At 69.6% G+C, this 17,836-nt stretch carries 15 protein-coding genes; 10 read left to right on the top strand and 5 right to left on the bottom strand.

Translation table 11 applies throughout. The annotated features are described in order from the left end of the window. Positions 1 to 5: 5 nt before the first annotated feature. On the bottom strand, positions 6 to 467 hold the full coding sequence (locus tag AB4070_RS14965; RefSeq protein WP_282846066.1) for a hemerythrin domain-containing protein: 462 nt from the start codon (positions 465 to 467) through the stop codon (positions 6 to 8). Between the two features lie 70 nt (positions 468 to 537). After that, the gene (locus AB4070_RS14960; protein ID WP_017828304.1) at positions 538 to 936 is read right to left on the bottom strand and encodes a YccF domain-containing protein; all 399 of its coding nucleotides are present in this window, start codon (positions 934 to 936) and stop codon (positions 538 to 540) included. Between the two features lie 89 nt (positions 937 to 1,025). Between AB4070_RS14960 and AB4070_RS14955 the strand changes: the two genes are divergently transcribed. From AB4070_RS14955 to ligD, 7 genes are all read left to right on the top strand, one after another. Beyond that, positions 1,026 to 1,985, top strand: coding sequence for an ABC transporter ATP-binding protein (locus AB4070_RS14955; protein ID WP_441980797.1), 960 nt, complete (start codon positions 1,026 to 1,028; stop codon positions 1,983 to 1,985). Then, positions 1,982 to 3,001: an ABC transporter permease gene (locus AB4070_RS14950; protein ID WP_441980796.1), complete on the top strand. Its 1,020-nt coding sequence runs from the start codon at positions 1,982 to 1,984 to the stop codon at positions 2,999 to 3,001. Before AB4070_RS14955 ends, AB4070_RS14950 begins: the two co-directional genes overlap by 4 nt. A 154-nt stretch (positions 3,002 to 3,155) precedes the next feature. Beyond that, the gene (locus tag AB4070_RS14945) at positions 3,156 to 6,272 is read left to right on the top strand and encodes a lamin tail domain-containing protein (RefSeq protein WP_441980795.1); all 3,117 of its coding nucleotides are present in this window, start codon (positions 3,156 to 3,158) and stop codon (positions 6,270 to 6,272) included. Between the two features lie 128 nt (positions 6,273 to 6,400). Next, positions 6,401 to 7,012 (top strand): LysE family translocator, encoded by a 612-nt coding sequence (locus AB4070_RS14940; RefSeq protein ID WP_441980794.1) that lies wholly within the window; start codon positions 6,401 to 6,403, stop codon positions 7,010 to 7,012. 89 nt (positions 7,013 to 7,101) lie between these two features. Beyond that, the gene (locus AB4070_RS14935) at positions 7,102 to 9,573 is read left to right on the top strand and encodes an ATP-dependent helicase (RefSeq protein ID WP_441980793.1); all 2,472 of its coding nucleotides are present in this window, start codon (positions 7,102 to 7,104) and stop codon (positions 9,571 to 9,573) included. Positions 9,574 to 9,649: 76 nt separating this feature from the next. Then, the gene (locus AB4070_RS14930) at positions 9,650 to 10,843 is read left to right on the top strand and encodes an SseB family protein (protein ID WP_441980792.1); all 1,194 of its coding nucleotides are present in this window, start codon (positions 9,650 to 9,652) and stop codon (positions 10,841 to 10,843) included. A gap of 86 nt (positions 10,844 to 10,929) precedes the next feature. Next, positions 10,930 to 12,003, top strand: a complete 1,074-nt coding sequence (gene ligD, locus AB4070_RS14925) for a non-homologous end-joining DNA ligase (protein WP_441980791.1) — start codon at positions 10,930 to 10,932, stop codon at positions 12,001 to 12,003. Between the two features lie 51 nt (positions 12,004 to 12,054). On the opposite strand, the gene AB4070_RS14920 is transcribed toward ligD, so the two are convergent. Both AB4070_RS14920 and AB4070_RS14915 read right to left on the bottom strand, forming a co-directional pair. Further along, a complete protein-coding gene (locus AB4070_RS14920) occupies positions 12,055 to 13,098 on the bottom strand; it encodes an ATP-dependent DNA ligase (RefSeq protein WP_441980790.1) in 1,044 nt (347 codons plus the stop codon). Between the two features lie 44 nt (positions 13,099 to 13,142). Then, the gene (locus AB4070_RS14915) at positions 13,143 to 14,594 is read right to left on the bottom strand and encodes a phytoene desaturase family protein (RefSeq protein WP_441980789.1); all 1,452 of its coding nucleotides are present in this window, start codon (positions 14,592 to 14,594) and stop codon (positions 13,143 to 13,145) included. A 72-nt stretch (positions 14,595 to 14,666) separates the two neighbouring features. Between AB4070_RS14915 and AB4070_RS14910 the strand changes: the two genes are divergently transcribed. Beyond that, entirely contained in the window at positions 14,667 to 15,155 is a 489-nt protein-coding gene (locus AB4070_RS14910) for a hypothetical protein (RefSeq protein ID WP_441980788.1), read from the top strand. 11 nt (positions 15,156 to 15,166) lie between these two features. After that, positions 15,167 to 15,691: a GNAT family N-acetyltransferase gene (locus AB4070_RS14905; RefSeq protein ID WP_441980787.1), complete on the top strand. Its 525-nt coding sequence runs from the start codon at positions 15,167 to 15,169 to the stop codon at positions 15,689 to 15,691. Here the strand turns inward: AB4070_RS14905 and AB4070_RS14900 are convergent. Then, positions 15,676 to 16,476 (bottom strand): helix-turn-helix domain-containing protein, encoded by an 801-nt coding sequence (locus AB4070_RS14900; protein WP_441980786.1) that lies wholly within the window; start codon positions 16,474 to 16,476, stop codon positions 15,676 to 15,678. The two genes, AB4070_RS14905 and AB4070_RS14900, sit on opposite strands and share 16 nt — an antisense overlap. Before the next feature lie 54 nt (positions 16,477 to 16,530). On the opposite strand from AB4070_RS14900, the gene AB4070_RS14895 reads away from it, so the two are divergent. Then, entirely contained in the window at positions 16,531 to 17,820 is a 1,290-nt protein-coding gene (locus AB4070_RS14895; RefSeq protein WP_441980785.1) for a CynX/NimT family MFS transporter, read from the top strand. Positions 17,821 to 17,836 lie beyond the last annotated feature (16 nt).

Genomic DNA, 17,836 nt, shown 5'->3' with positions numbered 1-17,836 from the left:
CCGCGTCAGAGCGGGCCGAGCACGCTCTTCACGTCGTCGTCGAGAGTCAGCGCGCGCAGAGGTTCGAGGATCTCCCGTTCCTCGAACCGGAAATGCGATTCCATGATCGCCGCGATCCCGTCGAGGTGCCCGCCGATCGTCGCCGCGTCGTCCCCGCGCTCGGCGGCACTGCGCAACGAGGCGAGCAGATGGGCGAGCATCGAATGATCCTGCATGAGCTTGTCGATGACTCCGCCGAGCTCAGGATGCTCGGCGCGCAGGGAAGGGAAGAGCTGCCGGTCCTCGGCGCCGTGGTGACCGTCGAGGGCGGCGCAGAAGCCGATGCAGTAGAGCACGAGCTCTGACGTCGCATCCGGCACGTCCGCACCCCGGCCGAGCGCGTCGCGCGTGGCCGCGAGGGCGGCACGCAGGCGGGAATGCGCCGACCGGAGCTCCTGATCCCATGCGATCAGGCGGGCGGCATCCATCGGCCCAGTGTAGATCGGCCCAGTGGAGATCGGCCCAGTGGAGATCGGCCCAGGGCCGGGGGTATCCCGTTCAGAGTGTCCGGTCGAAGGCGCCGCGCCGCGTGGAGACGATCTCCTTGCCCAGCGGCATGAGGGAGACCGGGACCATCTTGAAGTCGGCGATACCCATCGGGATGCCGATGATCGTGATGCACAGCAGGATGCCCGAGACGATGTGGCCGATCGCGAGCCACCAGCCGGCGAGGATCACCCAGAGCACGTTGCCGAGGAACGAGCCGACCCCGGCGGTCGGCTTGCTGATGACCTCTCGTCCGAAAGGCCAGATCGCGTAGGCGGCGATGCGGAACGAGGCGATCGCCCACGGGATCGTGATGATCGGGATGCACAGCAGGACGCCGGCCAGGACGTACCCGAGGAACAGGGCCCATCCGGCCAGGATGACCCAGATGATGTTGAGGATCGTGCGCATGAGCCGATTGTGTCATCACCGCCCCGCCGGGACTGAGCATCCCCTCGGAGGTCCCGGCCGCAACGGTGTGCGGATGCCAGACTGACCGCATGACCGGAATCGTTGTGCAAGACGTCAGCAGAGCATTCGGGACGGTGCAGGCGGTGAAGGGGGCCACTCTTCGTGCGGAGCCGGGGCGCGTGACCGGCCTCGTGGGGCCGAACGGTGCGGGCAAGACGACGCTGCTCCTCATGCTCGCCTCCCTGCTCGCTCCCGACGCGGGGACGATCAGCATCGGCGGTGTCGACCCGTCGGTCGATCCGCTCGCCGCGCGACGTCTGCTCGGCTGGATGCCGGACGCGCTCGGCGCCTGGCCTTCGCTCACAGCTCGCGAGACCATCGTCACGACCTCCCGTCTGTACGGGATCGAGAAGCCCGATGCCGAGGTCCGCGCCCAGCAGCTGCTCGCCCTCGTCGGTCTCGCCGACCTCGCTGACTCCCCGGCCAAGGTGCTCTCCCGCGGCCAGAAGCAGAAGCTCGGACTCGCGCGGGCCCTCGTGCACGACCCGCAGGTCCTTCTCCTCGACGAGCCCGCCTCCGGTCTCGACCCCGAAGCGCGGGTGCAGTTGCGCGTGCTGCTGCGCGGCCTCGCCGCGGAGGGACGCACCGTGCTGATCTCCAGCCATATCCTCTCCGAGCTCGACGAGGTCGTCGACGACGCGGTGTTCCTCGTCGCAGGCTCCGTCGTCGACGCCGCACCGGCACAGCGCGTGATGCGAGCCTGGCGGGTGCGCCTCGCCGGCGCGACGGAGGAGCGGACGAAGGCCGACGCGTGGCAGGTGGCATCGACCCTCGGTATCGCGCCTGAATCGCTCGGACAAGATCGCGGTGCCGTGCTCGTCCGCCTGGAAGGGGAGGAATATGCGGCGCAGGCACTGCGGCACCTCGTCGAGGCGGGACTCCCGGTCGTCGAGTTCGCGCCCGCACAGAGCCAGCTCGAGCACACCTTCCTGAACCTGCGACAGGCGTCACAGCCACCAGCACCCATCGGAACGGAGGCGGGCGCATGAGCCTCGCGAACATCGGCATCATCGCGCGACTGGAACTGACGCAGCGGCTGCGCAGCGTCGGCTGGTACGTGCTGCTCGGCGTCTTCGCTCTGGTGCTGCTCGGCGTCACTGCGCTGTCCTTCGCCGTGTACTCGTGGGGCGACGCGATCGGCGCCGGCGTGTACTCGATCGTCGTCAACGTCGTCCTGCTGCTGGTCGTACTCGTATCGCCGACGCTCAGCGGCAACGCGATCAACGGCGATCGGGATGCCGCCACCCTCGCCGCCGTGCAGGTGACCGCCGCATCGACCGGCGACATCATGCTGGGCAAGCTCGCCGCAGCGGTCGCCACCGGCGGTGCCTTCCTGGTCGTGGCGGTTCCGTTCCTCGGGCTGTCCCTGCTCGGTGGGGGCACCAACCCCGTCGTGCTGCTCGTCTCCCTGCTCGTGCTCGCCGCCGAGATCATCATCGTCGCGGCGATCGGCGTGGGCCTGAGCGGTCTCATCGCGCGTCCGCTGTTCTCGGTGGCGACGACGTACCTCGTGGTCGCGGCGCTCGTGTTCGGAACGCTGATCGCGTTCGGGCTCGGCGGCATGGCGGTGCGCGGCGAAGCCACCGTGTACTCCCGCCCGTACGACGCGAACGGCAACCCCGAATGCGATCGCTGGGACGTCAACAGCATGCAGGAGGTGCCGCGGTTCGATCTGGTCTGGTGGACCCTGGCGGCGAACCCCTTCGTCGTGCTCGCCGATGCCACCCCGACCGAGTATGCGACCGGTGGCTACCCCGTCGACCTGTTCGGCCAGATCAAGTACGGCCTGCGCAGCGCCCAGCAGTCGCCGCTCGAACAGCGCTGGGACGCCTGCGATCCCGATGGTGGATACCGCACACCGCAAGAGGTCATCGAATCGACGGTGCCGAGCTGGTTCGTCGGGCTCGGAGTGCAAGTCGTGATCGCCGGCTCGCTGTTCGCGGGGGCATGGGTGCGCACCCGCACTCCCGCCAGACGCCTTCCCCCTGGCACGCGTATCGCCTGAGGGGAACCGCCACCTCCTGTTCACCTGGTGTGCACCCGGGGGATCCTCGGCGGTCATGCGAAGTCGGTGGTCTGGGCTGGTACCCGACTGAGTCCCGTCCGGACCGGCCTCGCATCCCGCGAAGGCTGCCGGCCCAGCCACCCAGGAGTCCTCCATGCCCCGCATGCATCGTGCTGCGGCGGTCACGGCGGTGTGCGCGTTGAGCGCTGCCGCCCTGCTCGCCACCCCCGTCGCCGCGGTCGGCGCCGATCCCGGCATTCGCCCCGCCGAAGCGATCTCGGCCGCTCCGAGCCTCGTGCTGAACGAGATCGTCTACGACGACGCGGTGACCGGCCTCGCCGATCAGGTCGAGATCTACAACGCCGGCACCGAGACGATCGACCTCACCGGCTGGACCATCGCGGATGAGAAGCGCGACAGCTTCGGAAAAGCGCCGGATGGCACGTCGCTCGAACCGGGGGAGTTCCTGGTGCTCGTGAAGGACGTCGACTTCGCCTTCGGGCTGGGCAAGGGCGATGAGGTCGTGCTGTTCGATCCGAGCGGCGCCGAAGCGGACTCGTACGCGTACGAGAACACCGCTCCGCTGTCGGTGTGGGCGCGGTGCCCTGATGGCACCGGGGCCTGGGCGCCTGCCACGAAGGCGACGCCCGGAGCCGCGAACGACTGCGCGGTCGCGCCCGTCGACGGCTCCATCGTCATCAATGAGGTGGACTCGCAGCCCGCCGACTGGGTGGAGTTCCACAACCCCGGCACCGCGGCGCTCGACATCTCGGGGTATGAGATCCGCGACAACTCCGACGATCACCGCTGGCAGTTCCGCCCAGGCGCGACGATCTCCGCTGGCGGATTCCTCGTCGTCGACGAGGGGACCATCGGACTCTCCGGAGGCGTCGAGGCCGCGTTCCGCGAGCCGATCGGCATCGGCAGCGCCGACCGCATCCGCCTCTTCGACGCCACGGGGACGATGATCGACGACACTCTGCCCTGGCAGGGCCACGCGGCGATCGACGGCGACTTCGGGGCAGCCACCCTGGCTCGCTGCCCCGACGGCATCGGGGCGTTCGTCCTCGCCCACCCCACTCCCGGTGCGACGAACTCGTGCGTCATGCCCGACGTCGTGATCAACGAGATCGAGTCCAACGGCGACACCACGGACTGGGTCGAGATCGTCAACACCGGGGGCACGGCGGTCGACCTCTCCGGCTGGACCGTGATGGACAGCGACCCGACGGGGCACGCCGCCGAGACCACGCCGCTCCCGTCCGGGACGATCCTGCAGCCGGGCGGCTACTTCGTCTTCGACCAGCCGTCGAACTTCGTCTTCGGTCTCGGCAACGGCGACACCGTGACGATCCGCGACGCAAACGGCAACACGGTCGATGAGCACGTCTACACCGCGCACGCGGCCGGCGTTCTCGCCCGCTGTGCCGACGGCGTCGGGGACTTCGTCGACATCGCGGTCTCGACCAAGGGGCTGCGCAACGCGTGCGGCAACCCGGTGCGCATCAACGAGGTCGAGTCCGACGGCGGGTCGCCCGACGACTGGGTGGAGCTCGTGAACCCGACGGACACCGCGCTCGATGTGTCGGGCATCGTGGTGAAGGATGACGATGACGCGCACGCCTACGCGATTCCGGACGGCACCACCATCGAAGCGGGGGCGTACTTCGTGATCGAGCGGGCTCAGCTTGGCTTCGGACTCGGCGCGGGCGATGCGGTGCGGGTGTTCGACGGCGACCTGCTCGTGGATTCGACCTCGTGGGGCGATGGCCACGCCGCGACGACCTGGGGCCGCTGCGCCGACACCACCGGCTCCTTCGCCGTCACCGCTGCATCCACGAAGGGCATCGCGAACGTCTGCGCCGGCGAGGTCGCCGTGGCGACGTGGCCCGGCTCCGCCGAGGTGCGCGTGGTGGACAGCATCCCGACGTTCCTCGAGGACAGCTCGGGACTCGACGTGCAGGAGACCGCCGACGGCGCGTTCCTCTGGGCGGTCGACAACGGCGAGGGGCGCATCTGGAAGCTCGAAGCGCACGCCGACGGCTCCATCGAGAAGGTCGACGGCTGGGATGCGGGCAAGCGGGTGCGCTTCCAGAAGGACGCAGCCAACCCGGGAGCCGCAGGGCCAGACACCGAGGGCATCACGGTCGACGGAGACGGCTTCGTCTACGTCGCGTCCGAGCGCGACAACAGCGCCAAGGGCGTGAACCAGAACGTGGTGCTGAAGGTCGACCCCGACGCCTCGACCGGCGACCTCGTCGCACAGCAGGAGTGGGACCTGACCTCGCTGCTGCCTGCGGTCGGAGCGAACCTGGGCATGGAGGCGGTGCAGTGGGTTCCGGACTCCGCGCTCGCCGGAAAGCTCTTCGACGACCGGAAGGGCGCAGCATATGACCCGAAGGCCTATGCGGGACACGGCGGCGGGCTGTTCTTCGTCGCGGTCGAGGACAACGGTCATGTGTACGCCTTCGCCCTCGGTTCCGACGGCTCGGCGACGCTGGTCTCGGAGATCGCTCCCGGCCTGGCCGGAGTGATGGCGCTCGACTACGACAGCGTGCGCAACAGCCTCTGGGCTGTATGCGACGACGGGTGTCAGGGGCGCTCGGCCGAGATCACGCTGAACGGAACCGCACAGCCGGGCATCGCGCACTACGCCCGCCCGGCGAGTATGCCGGACATCAACAACGAGGGCTTCGCCACGGCGCCGGCCTCGCTCTCGGTCGACGGGCAGCGGCCGGTCTGGTGGTTCGCCGACGGTTTCGCCTCGGAGGCGCTGCGCACCGGGACGCTCCCCGCTGGTGGCGGCGCCCCTGGAGGAGAGACGCCGCCGCTTCCGGGCACGGAGCTCGTCGACGGCAATCGCGGTGGTCTGACCGTCGATCCCGCGGTCGCGACGCGAGGTCAGACGGTCACGATCACGGTCGACGCGAAGGGCGCCGGCACGGACGTCGCGGTATGGATGTACTCCGATCCGACGCGTATCGCGACGGGCGCGCTCACGGAGGGCGGCACCATCACGGCGAGGATCCCGGCGGATGCGCCGCTCGGGGCACATCGCATCGCGGTATTCGATGGGAGCGGCGCTCTCCTCGGCTGGGCGGACATCCGCATCTCCGCGGACGCGGAAGCGGGAGCAGGGGCCGGCACAGGGGGCAGCACAGGTGGGCTCGCGGCCACCGGCGCCGAGCTTCCCCTCGCGGCTGCAATCCTGGCGCTGGTGCTGCTCACCGCCGGTGCGGCGACCGTGGGAGGTCGGCGGCGCGGGGCCTGAGCAGTGAGCGGGGGTGCGAACTGGTCGTTCCCCCGCTCGCCCGCGTCATCTTCCTCCAGGGGGTGCGCGCATGACGCCCGACCGACTAGACAGGGTGTGAGCGCGGGGGACCGCATGAGAGGACGTCGATGAGCATCGCATTCCTACTGACCACGCTGGTGATCGTCGCGACGCCGGGCACCGGTGCCGTCTACTCCATCGCCGAGGGCATCTCCCGTGGGCGCAGGGCGGGCATCATCGCCGCATTCGGCTGCACGCTCGGGGTCATCCCGCACATGATCGCGGCGATCACCGGGTTGGCGGCGATCCTGAACGCCTCCGCGGTGGCATTCGAGACGATCAAGTGGATCGGCATCGCCTATCTGCTCTTCCTCGCCTGGCAGACGCTGCGGGACAAATCGCTGATCCAGGCGGACGAGGACCCGGCTCCGCGCTCTTCCTGGCGCGTGATCCGCACGGCGGTGCTCATCAACGTGCTCAACCCGAAGCTCACGATCTTCTTCTTCGCCTTCCTCCCTCAGTTCGTGCCGTCGCAGGCGCCGGACGCCGCCTGGCAGATGGCAGGACTCAGCCTCGTGTTCATGGCTCTCACCTTCGTGGTCTTCGCGCTGTACGGCATCTTCGCCGCCACCATGCGCACCCAGGTGCTGGGGCGTCCGAGAGTCGTGGCCTGGTTACGCCGCTCCTTCGCCGCGACCTACGTGCTCCTGGCCGGACGCCTCGCGCTGGAGACCCGGTAGCGTCACCTGCACGCGCAGCCGCTGCACGCATCGGGGGAGGCGAGGTACCGTGCCGTGGTGTCGGTGCCGACGCCTAGACTCGTAAGGCCATGACCGAAGCTCCTCTCATCGTCCCCTCCACAGCTGGTCCTCGCTCGTCGGGAGCCCCGGAGCAGGACGATCTCCTCGCCGGCCTCAACCCTCAGCAGCTCGAGGCCGTCACCTATCGCGGCCCGGCACTGCTGATCGTCGCGGGGGCCGGATCGGGCAAGACCAGCGTGCTCACCCGCCGCATCGCCTCGCTGCTGCGCAGCCGGGAGGCGTGGCCGAGCCAGATCCTCGCGATCACCTTCACGAACAAGGCCGCCGGTGAGATGCGCGAGCGCGTCGAAGGGCTGATCGGCGACGCCGCCCGCGGCATGTGGATCTCGACCTTCCACTCCGCGTGCGTGCGCATCCTGCGCCGTGAGGCCCAGCAGTTCGGATTCACGAAGAACTTCACCATCTACGACTCCGGTGACTCGCGCGCGCTCATCAAGCGACTCGTGAAGGAGCACGAGGCTGACGCTTACGGGCTCACCCCCGCTGCCGTGCAGGGTCGCATCTCCAAGCTGAAGAACGAGTTGTCCGATGCCGAGGGTTATGCGCGTCAGGCCAACATGTCGGATCCCGCGGAGCGCGTGTTCGTCGAGGTGTTCGCCGATTACCAGCGGCAGCTGCAGAAGGCCAACGCCTTCGACTTCGATGATCTGATCGGCCAGACCGTCTACCTGTTCCGCGCCTTCCCCCAGGTGGCGGACACCTATCGCCGTCGGTTCCGGCACATCCTGGTCGACGAGTACCAGGACACCAACCACGCCCAGTACGCGCTCATCCATGAGCTCACGCGGCCGGTGTCGGGCGCGGGCGCGGCATCGGAGCCGTATGCCTCGAACGGCATGATGATCTTCCAGCCCGACCCCGAGCCGGCACCGGGTGCCGGTGAAGCCGGAGCGTCGCTCACGGTCGTCGGCGATTCGGATCAGTCGATCTACGCCTTCCGTGGCGCCGACATCCGCAACATCAGCGAGTTCGAGCGCGACTTCCCCGGGGCGAAGGTGGTGCTGCTCGAGCAGAACTACCGTTCCACCCAGAACATCCTGTCCGCCGCGAACGCCGTGATCGGCAACAACTTCGACCGCAAGGACAAGAAGCTCTGGAGCGACAAGGGCGACGGCGACGCCATCATCGGCTTCACCGGGTACTCCCAGCACGACGAGGCGCAGTTCGTCGCCGACGAGGTCGAGGCGCTCCACCGCAAGGGGATGCCGTACTCGGAGATGGCCGTCTTCTATCGCACGAACTCGCAGTCCCGCGCGCTGGAGGAGATCTTCATCCGCTCCGCTGTGCCGTACAAGATCATGGGCGGCACGAAGTTCTACGAGCGCGCCGAGATCAAGGACGCACTCGCGTATCTCGTCGCTGTCGCCAACCCCGCCGACGAGATGTCCGTCCGCCGCATCCTCAACAAGCCTCGGCGCGGCATCGGCGACGTCACGGAGACGGCGATCGCGCGCTTCGCGGAGGAGCACGGGATCTCGTTCCGCGACGCGCTGTCGCTTCCGGGCCAGCTCGGCGTCGGTCCGAAGATCCAGGCCGCGATCGCGCAGCTCGACGCGGTGCTCGCCGAGGCGACGGCGATCATGCTGCCGGCGACCGGCGAAGTGCCGCCTCCCACCTCGGTGGCCGACGGGCTCAGCCTGCTGCTGTCGAAGAGCGGCTACCTCGACGCGCTGCGAGCCAGCCGCGACCCGCAGGACGAGGCCCGCGTGGAGAACCTCGACGAATTCGTCGCCGTCACGCGCGACTTCGCCCGGAACAACCCCGAGGGCACCATCACCGACTTCCTCACCGAGGTCGCCCTGGTGTCTGACGCCGACGATCTCGACGACGAATCCGGCTCCGTATCGCTCATGACGATGCACACCGCCAAGGGCCTGGAGTACGACGCGGTGTTCGTCACCGGCGTGGAGGAAGATCTCATCCCGCACCGCATCTCGGCGGGAGAGCCCGGCGGTCCGCAGGAGGAGCGTCGACTGTTCTACGTGGGGATCACCCGCGCCCGCAAGCGCCTGCACCTGTCCTTGGCGATGACGCGCGCACAGTTCGGCGAGGTCACGGTCGCGATGCCCAGCCGCTTCCTGCAGGAGATCCCTGCGAACCTGATCGACTGGCGACAGTCCCCGGGCGACGTCAACTCGCGCGGCGGGATGCAGTCGCGTGCGCTGAATGCCCGTCGTCAGGGCGGTTTCGGCGGATCGGGCTCCGGCGATCGCTTCGCGGTGAAGTCGCTGCCGGGGCGAGACTCCCTGAAGCCGCTGTCGACCGCCATGGACAAGTTCCCCAACAGGGTCACGGCCAAGATGCGCGACAACGGCGATCTCGAACTCGCCGCCGGCGACCGCATCCGTCACGTCGACTTCGGTGAAGGACGAGTGGACGCGGTGACGGGCGAGGGCGCGAAGCGCATCGCTCATGTGCGGTTCGACTCGGCGGGACAGAAGAAGCTCCTCATCAAGGTCGCGCCGATCGAGAAGATCTGACCCCGCCGCGGTACGCGCGCGTCGGCGGAGTACCGGGAGGGGAGCGCCGTGAGGATTGGCGGTTAGGCTGGCTCATATGGCCCTCTTCTCCCGCCGCAAGAAGTCCGGTGACGATGTCGTCGCCCCCACCGCCGAGGCCGTCGAGCCCCGCACAGCGCAGGCGGAGGACCGTCCCGCCGAGAGTGCGCTCCCCGAAGGCACGGCGTCAGAGCGTGTGACGTCGGAGAGTGCAGCCGACGAGCAGTCCGCTGCGGCGCCGTCGATCGGGATCTCGGTGCAGGCGTTCCGAGGCGTCGGTGCGGAAGCCGGTCCTGAGGTCGAGCTGCCGTCCTCCGACGCGGCGTCGAGCGCGCAGACACAGCCCGCGGCTCCGGCTGCGCCGCAGAACCCGCCGCGTCCTGCCGCCCAGCCCGAGGCGCCCCAGGAGCGGCGCCTGCCCCTCGCGTCCGCGCTGCCGCCGGAGCAGACCGAGACGGTCCCCGGCATGAAGGACAACGTCCTGCTGCGTGAAGCGCTCACCGAGATCGAAGCCGGCGCGACCAACGATCAGCTGCTCGGGGTCATGCGTCAGGCGCTCCAGGGGCATCTGTACATCCGCGTGAACGGCGACGCGCGTGCACAGATCAGCGAGGGCAAGGCCCTCTCGGTCGCGGTCGTCCGAGACAGCGAGGACCGTCAGTACATGCTGGCGTTCAGCTCGGCGGGCGCCGTGCGCGATTCCGTGCAGCTCGAGGCCGACCCCTCGTCGACCTCGGCGGTCGCTCAGCCGGTCACCTCGGTGTTGCAGCAGGTCGTGTCCGGCGACTTCGCCGGCCTCATCGTCGACAACGCCTCGGCTCCGCACCGCGTGGTCTTCCCGACCGAGCTCCTGCAGAAGACGCTCGAGCAGGCCGACATCGACATGACGGTGAAGAGCATCCTCGCCGCCCCCCGCGAGCAGGACTCGGCCGTCAAGGTCGGGGAGGCCCTCGCGACCACGCGGATGTGGGTCGCCGTCAACGACGGTTCCGGCGGAGGCCCCGTCGGCATCGCCGAAGCCCAGACACCGGACGGACGCCGATTCCTGCAGCTCTTCTCGCACCCGCTCGAGGTCATCGCCCTCGGCCGCGGCGACCGCCCGCTCCCGTTCGCACCCGAGCAGCTCGCGAAGGTGCTCACCAGCCACGCCGACATCGCCGGTGTGATCGTCGACTCGGCCGGTCCCTCCATCGTCGTCGAACGGGATGCGCTCACGGCGGTCCTGGTCCTCGCCGTCGACATCGGCGACTGACCCGGATCTGCTGACCTGACCCGGACCCCGCGCGCTGTGGAGCGAGCGGGGTTCCGTCCGTCCTGGCTGCGCTCTAGGGTCGGAACATGGCCTCAGAACGCGTGACCCTGACCGTCGCCGACCTCGACGGAGAGCGCGAGGTCGCGCTCTCCAGCCCGAATCGCGTGGTGTGGCCCGACCTCGGCATCACCAAGGCGGAACTGGCCGAGTACGTGCAACTGGTCGCCGGCCCTTTCCTCGCGGCCAACGGCAACCGCCCGGTATCGCTGGAACGGTTCCGTGACGGCATCGGCCCCTCCGACGGAGCCAGGGCGGAGGGCTTCTTCTCGAAGAACCCGCCCAAGGGGACGCCGGATTTCGTCGATGCCGTGACGGTGACCTACAACAGCGGACGTCGACACCCGCAGATCGTGCTGAATCGCGCCAGCGCGATCGTCTGGGCGGTCCAGATGAACACGATCGTGTTCCACCCGTGGGCATCGCTCGCCACCGATCCCGACGATCCCGTCGAACTGCGCATCGACCTCGACCCGCAGCCGGGCACCGACTTCGCAGACGCCGTGGCAGCCGCCCACACTCTGCGCGAGGTGCTGCGCGAGGCCGGACTCGAGGCCTTCGCCAAGACGAGCGGCAACCGTGGGCTGCACGTGTTCGCGCCGATCGAACCGACCCACGAGTTCCTGGATGTGCGTCACGCCGTGATCGCCGCCGGACGCGAGCTCGAGCGGCGGATGCCCGAGCAGGTCACGACGAACTGGTGGAAGGAGGAGCGGGGCGAGCGCATCTTCGTCGACTTCAACCAGGCCAACCGCGACCGGACGATGGCGGGCGCCTACAGCCCGCGTGCCCTGCCGGGAGCGACGGTCTCGACACCGGTGGCGTGGGAGGAGCTCGACGGCCTCGATCCGACGGTGTTCACCGTCAGGAGCATCCCGAAGCGTCTGGACGACATCGGCGATCCGTGGGCATCGCTGCAGGAGACCCCAGGACGGATCGACACGCTGCTGGAGTGGTGGGAGCGCGACAAGGAGAACGGGCTCGGCGAGCTGCCCTTCCCGCCGGAGTTCCCGAAGATGCCCGGCGAGCCCCCGCGCGTGCAGCCGAGCAAGAAGGTCGCGGCGAACTGGGAAGACGACGGCACGCCGGCCGAGAAGGACTGACGCCCGCCGTCGAGCGGGGGATCAGCTCAGGACGGTTCAGCTCAGGACGGTTCAGCTCAGCACGTCTGCGAGGTCGTAGCCGGCGACGGTGTCCAGCTGCTCGTAGGTGCACGAGCGGGCATCGCGATCGGGCCGCCAGCGCTCGAACTGCACGGTGTGACGGAAGCGAGCGCCTTCGAGCTGGTCGTATCGCACCTCGAGCACGCGCTCAGGACGCAACCGCACGAACGAGACATCCTTCGATCCGCTGAACCGCGATCGCTCGCCCTCCGCGGTCACGGCTTCGCCCGACTCGTCGCGCTCGACCAGCGGGGCGAGCTCCTCGACGAGTTCCTGCCGACGGGCATCGCTCCAGGCCGCCACACCGCCGACCTGGCGAAGAGTCCCGTCGTCGTCGTACAGGCCGACCAGGAGGGAACCGACACCCGAGCCGGACTTGTGGACGCGATAGCCGAGCGCGACCACGTCGGCTGTGCGGGCGTGTTTGATCTTGAAGAGCGTGCGCTTGCCGGGTGCGTAGGGCTGGTCGAGCGGTTTCGCCACGACGCCGTCGAGCCCTGCACCCTCGAACTCGGCCAGCCAGCGCACCGCGGCATCGCGATCGCGGGTCGTGCGGGTGAGGTGGAGCGGGTGCTCGACGGTCTCCATGAGCGTCTCGAGGCGTGCTCTTCTGGTCTCGAACGACTGATCGAGGAGATCGTCCTCACCGGCGGCGAGCAGGTCGAAGGCGATGAACATCGCGGGTGTCTCGACGGCGAGCTTCGCGACGCGCGAGGCGGCGGGGTGGATGCGCTGGCTCAGCGCCTCCCAGTCCAGTCGCTGCGATCCGTGCGGACCGGTGGCCACGACGATCTCCCCGTCGAGCAGGCATGGTTCCGGCAGCAGCTGGGGGATCGCGTCGACGAGCTCGGGGAAGTAGCGCGTCAGCGGCTTGGCGCCCCGCGAGCCGATCTCCACCGTCTCGCCGTCCCACGCGATGAGTCCGCGGAAGCCGTCCCATTTCGGTTCGTACAGCAGCCCACCCGGGATCTTCGCGGGGTCGGGGACAGCGGGCACCGCTTTGGCGAGCATCGGCGCGGGGATGTCGTAGCGCATGCTCCCATCCTGGCTGCGCGTGATCGGCGACGGAAGAGGGGCGGTCAGCCGAACAGGTCGGAGAGCGCCGCCGGTTCTCCCGCATCCCGCAGCGCGCTGCGAGCGGCGTGCCAGCCGGCCATCCCGTTCACGGACGGGCCGGGGGGCGTCGAGGCGGAGGCCAGATACACGCCGTGCATCGGGGTGCGCCACGGGGCGGGGGAGAGCACCGGGCGACGCAGCGCCTGGCGGATGTCGAACACTCCGCCGGAGATGTCGCCGCCGATCTCGGTCGGGTTGATCGCCTCCCGCGACGACGCCGGCACCGCGTGGTGAGCCAGGATCAGGTCGCGGAACCCCGGCGCATAGCGCTCCACCTGGGCGGTGATGAGTTCTGTGGGGTCGAGGTCGGAGCCAGGGGGGACGTGGATGTAGGCCCAGAACACGGCCTTCCCGGCGGGGGCACGGGAGTCGTCGAGGACCGAGGGCTGCACGGCGAGCACGTAGGGGCGCTCGCTCACGCGCCCGGCGGCGACGGCGTTCTCACTCGCCCAGACCTCGGCGCGGGTGCCTCCGAGGTGCACGGTGGGTGCGCCGGCGACGTCGGCGTTCGTCCACGGAACCGGTCCGTCGAGCGCGAAGTCGACCTTCGCGGCGCCCGGCCCGTAGCGATAGGAGCGGATGGCCCGTGCATAGCCGGCGGGGACGTCGGGGTGCGTGAGCGCGAGTCGAGGCGAAGTGTTCAGCAGCAGCAGGTCGCCGCGCTGCGGGTCGCCCCAGTCGAGCGTCGCGAGATCGGAGACGGGGGTGCCCGCCTCGATGGAGCCGCCATGCTGTTCGAGGTCGGCGACCATGACGTCGGCGATGCGCTGCGCTCCACCGCGCGGATAGGGCCAGCCGCCCGCGTGACCGAGTGCGGCGAGCAGCAGCCCTGCGGCAGCGCCCGCGAGCGACGGCTGCGGGGAGTTCGCGTGTGCCACCACCCCTGACATCAGTGCGGCGGCCTCCTCCGTGCGGAACGCCGCGGCGGCCAGGGGCGTGCCCTGATCCAGCATCCGCAGGGCGTAGCGCACGGCGGTCACCGGGTCGCGCGGGATGCGGAGCAGCTGATTGCCCGTGAAGTCGACGACCCCCTCGATGTGCCGGCTCAGAGGTCGCAGGCGGGACAGCCAGGCCCCGCCGTCGATGCCGAGCTCTGCCGCAGTGCGATCGATGTCGCGCCAAGCCACCGCCGCACGTCTGTCGTCGAGGGGATGGGCGTAGGACGCCTCCGGCCGGATCCACTCGATCCGCCGATCGAGACCGAAGGCCTGGAAGAACGGGGAGGAGAGAGCAGCGGGATGCACGGCGGAGCACACGTCGTGCTGGAAGCCGGGGAGCGTGGATTCGCGGGTACGGACCCCGCCGCCGATCGTGTCAGCGCCCTCGAGGACGCGCACCGCGTAGCCGGCACGAGCGAGCGACACCGCCGCCGCGAGGCCGTTCGGGCCGGATCCGATGATCGTCGCCTGAGCCATGACGTCAGTTTGGCACGTATACGAGCAGAAAACGGTCGGCCGCACCCCTCGGAGCGTGGGATCCTGGAAGGGATGAAAGAAGTACAGGGCCCGACCCCCGCAGGCACCTCCCGTCCATACCGTTCGCTCCCGGAAGCGCTGCGCGCGCACCGCATCGACCCGTCGAACCACGCGTTCATCACGGCGATCGTCGAGGCCGTCGGGGTCAGCTCGTTCATCGACCGCGGTCGATACATCGAAGCGATCCGTCGTGGCGAGGGAGCGTCTCTCCACATCGGCCGCACCTACACGAACGGCTTCACGGAGGACGAGCGACTCGTCGTCGGTTCCGCTCCCCTGCGACTGCAGCCCAGCGAGGGACGCCCGCCGTACTTCTACGTCAGTCACCCGAGCGAGTTCATCCCGTTGACGCCGCAGCGTGCGGCGAAGCGTGCGACGACTCCTCGCGTCTCCGCCCCCCGTGCGGAGAAGGCGCCCAAGCCCGTCGAGGAGCGCGACTACGGCGTCTGCGACGTGTGCTTCATGGTGAAGACGCCGTCCGGCGGCTGCGGCTGCGACTGAGCGTGAGCGTCGTGCTCGGACCCGAGGCGGATCGACCGGTGATCCGGCTGGCCGACCTGTCCGGAACCGATGCGCACGAGGTCGGCGCGGCGGTGCGGGCATATTTGCTGCAGACCGAGCGCGAGAAGAGCAGGCAGGAAGGCGGCAGCGCGCCCGATCCTTCCCAAGCGCTTCCCGAGCGCTACCGCCGCGAGATCGACGACCCCGCAGCGGCCTACGCGGGTCACCACGTGCGTGTGGCCCAGCTCGGCGATCGCGTCGTCGGGGTCGTTGTGCTCTCCGTGAGCGACGACGTGGCCGAGATCAAGCGCTTGTGGGCGGTGCCGGAGGTGCGTGGCCGAGGCATCGGGTCGGCGCTGCTCGACGCCGTGCTCCACGACGCGCGCGACCTCGGCGCCGCACGGGTGCGCCTGTCGGTCTGGGACTGGCGCGCCGGGCCGGTGCGCCTGTACGAATCACGAGGCTTCGAGCGCGTCCCGTCGTGGGACGAGCGTGAGCGCCTCGTGTGCATGGAGCTGTCTCATACCGCGGGCTGAGACTGTCGGTATCGGCCGGGGGTCATCCCGACGAGCGGCGTGAACTGCTCGATGAACTGGCTCGTCGTCGCCCAGCCGCACGCGGCAGCCGTCCCGGTCACCGAAGCTCCGTCAGCGAGCAGGACGAGTGCGCGGTGCACCCGCAGCTGGAGACGCCATTGCCGATAGCCCATGCCGGTCTCCTGCTGGAACAGCCGGCTCAGCGTCCGTTCGGGCGTGCCGGTGCGCATGCCGAGCTCGCCGAGCGGCACGGGACGGGCGAGATCGTGCTCGACGATGCGCGCCGCCCTGCGCAGTCGCGGATCGCGGGGCTCCGGCAGATGCAGCGGCTGCTCCGGCGCTGTCACCGCCTCGTCGACGACGACATGACGCAGATGATCCAGTGCGCGCGAGCTGCGGGGGCGGTCGGACGTCATCGCCAGCAGCGCCTCCCGCGCAAGAGGGGTGGCGACGAGAACGGCAGGAGAGGAGGGCAGGGCTGCTGCGAGTTCGTCGTCCAGGTGCACGATGCGCATGTCGGTGCGACCGTGCGCACGATGGCGATGCTCGGCGCCGGCGGGCACCCAGGCCATGCGCGTGGAGGGGGCGATCCAGGCGCCGTCGTCGGTGAGCAGGGAAAGCACACCGGAGGCGGCGTGCACCAGATGTCCGAGCGGATGAGCATGACGCGGAGATGTCTCCGCGTGCGCGAACCGGTAGGCGCCCTCCAGGGGGAGAGCGGTCAGCGCGTCGAAGTCGACCAGGTGCAGGTCGACCGTTCGAGATGATTGGCGGGTATTCGACATCGGAATGCAGTGTACGTGTTTCCTGACGCACGGTGCGGGTGCTGGACTCGAAGCATGACCACCATGCAGGAACCGTCCGACACCGCCCCGACCCCGCTGACGCCGTCCGTGCGTCGTGGTGGCATCCTCACCGGGATCTACGTCGGCGTCGGCTTGCTCCTGATCGCGCTGAACCTCCGCATGGGCGTCGCCTCGGTCGGGCCCGTGCTCCCCGCGATGGAGCGGAGCCTCGGCCTCCCGGCAGCCGCGGCAGGACTGCTGACCACGATCCCGGTGTTCGCGTTCGGCGCCTTCGCCTTCCTGACGCCGGCGCTGACACGCTGGGTGGGCTTGCATCGGCTGCTCGCCCTGACCATGGTCGTCGTGGCGATCGGCATCGGCGTCCGCCTGCTTCCCTCGCCGGTGGCGTTGTTCGGCGGCACTGTGCTGGTCGGCGCGGGCATCGCGGTGGCGAACGTGTGCATGCCCGCTGTCATCAAGCAGGACTTCGCGCACCGCATCGGCCTCATGATGGGGCTGTACTCGACCGCGCTCTTCCTCGGCGCTGCGGCGGCTGCGGCTCTCACCGTGCCCTTCATGACCGCTTTGGACGGTTCCTGGCGTGGCGCCCTCGCGGTCTGGGCGATTCCCGCCGTGCTCGCGCTCGTGGTGTGGCTGCCGTGGGCGTTGCGCAGGGTCTCGGGGGTGCCGGTCCGCTCACCCGCGACAGGCGCTCCCGCGGATGCGATCATCGAGCCTCGGGACGAGCCGCGGATGTCGGCCCTGCTGCGTGATCCCGTCGCCTGGGCGGTCACCGGATTCATGGGGTTGCAGAGTCTGAGCTACTACGCAGCGCTGACCTGGATCCCGACGGTGCTGCAGGACGCCGGAGTGCCGGTGTCCGAGGCCGGACTGCTGCTGTCGTACTCGAGTCTCCCGGGGATCGCCGCTGCGCTGCTCGTGCCGACCATGCTGCGTCACCTGCGGCCGAGCTGGCTTCCCGTCCTGCTCTCCGCGCTCCTGTGCGCGGCGGGTCTGATCGGCCTCCTCGTCGCGCCGGGCGGAGCGGCGCCCTGGGTGTGGATGACTCTCCTCGGGCTCGGTCAGGGCGCGGCCATCGCGCTGTCGCTGACCTACATCGTGCTGCGTGCACCAGACGCACAGCACACCGCGCACCTGTCGACCATGGCCCAGGGGATCGGCTACCTGCTGGCAGGGCTCGGCCCGATCGGTCTTGGCGTGCTGCACGCCGCCGTCGGAGGGTGGGGCGTGCCCGTCGTGGCGCTGGTTCTGCTGCTCGGCGTGCAGGCCGTGGCCGGGGCAGCAGCGAGTCGTGAGCGCCACGTGCGCGCACGGCGCCGATGAACCGGCCCTCGCGGAC

The organism is Microbacterium sp. 2RAF4, from assembly GCF_052115285.1.
GTDB classification, from domain to species: Bacteria; Actinomycetota; Actinomycetes; order Actinomycetales; family Microbacteriaceae; genus Microbacterium; species Microbacterium oxydans.
This window is presented reverse-complemented; position numbering and strand designations above follow the sequence as displayed.